Raw genomic sequence first — 2,606 nt, forward strand, 5'->3', positions numbered from 1 at the left:
GTTGGTTATTTATCTTTGATAGGCGGAAAAATGCTTTACCAATGGAAGAAAGGTTATCAACTGAGGTGGTGGTGACGGAAAATCAATATAGAATTACTGTGATTCGGGCGTGAGTGTTTTAAATGAAGTATTTTTGGAAACAATGCTTTTTTCAAAGATATTTAACGGTGAATTTATAAGGTACGTTGCATTTCATTAACACACCCTACAGAATTGGCTGCTTAATTTTTATTTCAGCTATTCATAAACTTTACTTCTATGGGCGATAAAAATTATTGTTACCAGTTTTAAATCATCATTAATTTCATAAATAACTCTATAGTCACCTACTCGATAACGATAATAACCTGATAACTCACCTTTGAGAGATTTTATATTAGGATGATTACGAGGATTAATTTTTAAACGTTCAAAACATCTATCTAACTTTTTTTGTAAAGTAGCAGAAGCAGATTCAAAAAACTCCCCTGCATCAATACTAATAACAACAGTATAATTAATATTTTCGTTTAAGTTTGTCAACAGTAATCACCTTTCCTTGTTTTACATTTTCTCTAGCATGATTAAAATTTTCTTTAAATCCTAGAATCTCTAATAACTCTTGAGTAGCATCATCTTCTCTTGTTGCCAAATATGCTAAAAAATCAACTGCTACAAGTAATTTTTCTGGTGACAGTTGTTCAACATATTTTTGGATTTGTTCACGAAGTTCTAACGTATTCATAGATTATTTTGGTTATTTACCCAATTTGATTATATCTGATTCTGATAAAATTTAGATGCGCGACTTCTGTTATTAATCTTCTCATGTAATAGATAATTTGTAGGGTGTGTTAGCTGTATTCGTAACGCACCTCATATTTACTCAATAATTTATTTTATTATGTTTTTTAAAATCTCATTTAATAATAATGGTGCGTTACGTCGCGTATTTAATTGATTTGTATATTTTATAATCTTTTTGCGCTCCTAACGCACCCTACAAACTCTGAATTTGAGGGGGTAAATCCTCATAGCATTTCCAAAATCTGCGGGTTGTGTAGTGCATCAGAGTTCTCGGCAATGTCCCGCTTTAAACTCAGCGATCGCTTCTGCTGCTAAAGGCTCCAGTTTGCCGTCTGCGATGTCTTTTTCTAGCTGCTCATCCCAGTGTTGGTAGTCTATCTCTAATATCCATTGCCGGAGCTGCTGAAACTGTTCTGGTGGCAGCGTCAGAATAGCTGCTTCAATTTGTTCAATGGTTGACATATATTAACTGTATCTTTTTTATTGGCAAGAGCTAACCAAAAGCCTGTATCAACATGGTATCATAAGATTAGCAAAAATGCACTTGCCACATTATGAATTATAGAGACTATATCACAATTGAACCCAATAAATGTGGTGGTAAGCCTTGTGTACGGGGCTTGGGAATTACAGTTTATCCATATAATAGACTTTTTAGAGGGATTATGCGTAAATTGTTTTATGATTGCGCTATTGGGAAATATTATACAAAAAAAATATTAATAATATCCTTATTTGGGGTAATATATCGTAAGTTTCTGTATAACCAATAGTTGTACTTTTTACTGCATTTATTTTTAATAAAATTGAAAAAGTGGGATAATATAATGGGAAAAATGGCACAATCAATAGAACCAAATATTGCAGATTTAGGTAATAGTTGGCTTAAATCTTATAATTTAGATTATAAATTAGAACAAGAATCTTTAAATACTGAAATAGACAAAGCACTTTCTGATTATTTCACTAAAAATGGCGGAGCAGGGGCAAATCGTCCAGATGCAAAACTTCTACTGAAAGACAAAAACTTTAATTATTATCCTATTTTGATTGAGTACAAGGGCTATAAAGATAAACTTGTAAAACTTGACAGTGACGGACAAGTTGAGAATAGAACCAATAAAAATGAGCCGCATTTTAAAAATATAAATTCTTTTGCTGTAAACGGTGCAGTACATTATGCAAATGCTATTTTACATCATACAAGCTATACTGGTATAATAGCTATTGGTATGACGGGATACAAAGATGAAACTGGAAAAATACGGCATGAAATCGGTGTATATTATGTTTCTAAAAGCAACTTTGGTATTGGGCAGAAAGTTGGGGAATTTTCCGATTTTTCTTTTTTAGCACCTAAAAATTTTGATGAGTTTATTGAGAAAGTAAAAACATTAAATCTATCACAGGAAGAAATTGACAAACTAAAAGAGCAACGAGAAAAAGAAATTGATGCCAGTTTAGTAAAACTCAACAACGATATTTATCAAAACGAAAAAGGTTTAGGAGAAAATGATCGTGTATATCTCGTTGCAGCTTCAATTATTGCAACACTTGGAATACCTGGTAAAGTTTCTCCTCTTGAAAAATCTGATTTAAAATCTTCTAGTGAAAAAGGCAATACCGACGGTGAAATAATAGTAAGAAAAATTACAGCTTTTTTAGGTGAAAAAGAGATTCCCGCAGAAAAGAAAGATTTAATTGCGCCAATTCAAAAATGAAGTGCATCAATGTCTGATGATAATTCATAGAATACCTCAAAAGGGGTTCGATAGTCAAGACATTTTCGAGGACGATGATTAATTAATTCTACAGCTTTT

General features: G+C 32.1%; 5 protein-coding genes and 1 pseudogene. 2 read left to right on the plus strand and 4 right to left on the minus strand.

Annotated elements, in window-relative coordinates; translation table 11 throughout:
* Positions 1–237 precede the first annotated feature (237 nt).
* The 3 genes from EWV84_RS08125 to EWV84_RS08135 form a co-directional block, all read right to left on the minus strand.
* Positions 238–522, minus strand: a complete 285-nt coding sequence (locus EWV84_RS08125) for a type II toxin-antitoxin system RelE family toxin (protein WP_002734303.1) — start codon at positions 520–522, stop codon at positions 238–240.
* Entirely contained in the window at positions 497–724 is a 228-nt protein-coding gene (locus tag EWV84_RS08130; RefSeq protein ID WP_287077596.1) for a hypothetical protein, read from the minus strand. The genes EWV84_RS08125 and EWV84_RS08130 overlap by 26 nt, the downstream gene beginning before the upstream one ends.
* A gap of 323 nt (positions 725–1,047) precedes the next feature.
* Positions 1,048–1,248 (minus strand): hypothetical protein, encoded by a 201-nt coding sequence (locus tag EWV84_RS08135; RefSeq protein ID WP_287077597.1) that lies wholly within the window; start codon positions 1,246–1,248, stop codon positions 1,048–1,050.
* Between the two features lie 92 nt (positions 1,249–1,340).
* Here EWV84_RS08135 and EWV84_RS23075 point away from each other — a divergent pair, with 92 nt between their 5' ends.
* Together EWV84_RS23075 and EWV84_RS08145 are read left to right on the plus strand one after the other, a co-directional pair.
* Complete coding sequence (locus tag EWV84_RS23075) at positions 1,341–1,559, plus strand: DUF433 domain-containing protein (RefSeq protein ID WP_425589719.1); 219 nt, start codon at positions 1,341–1,343, stop codon at positions 1,557–1,559.
* A gap of 33 nt (positions 1,560–1,592) precedes the next feature.
* Positions 1,593–2,507, plus strand: coding sequence for a VRR-NUC domain-containing protein (locus EWV84_RS08145; RefSeq protein WP_287077598.1), 915 nt, complete (start codon positions 1,593–1,595; stop codon positions 2,505–2,507).
* On the opposite strand, the pseudogene EWV84_RS08150 reads toward EWV84_RS08145, so the two are convergent.
* Positions 2,498–2,606 (minus strand): annotated as a pseudogene (locus tag EWV84_RS08150) (IS30 family transposase); the annotation flags it as partial. The gene EWV84_RS08145 and the pseudogene EWV84_RS08150 overlap by 10 nt on opposite strands.

The organism is Microcystis sp. M_QC_C_20170808_M3Col (assembly GCF_007095505.1).
Classification (GTDB): domain Bacteria; phylum Cyanobacteriota; class Cyanobacteriia; order Cyanobacteriales; family Microcystaceae; genus Microcystis.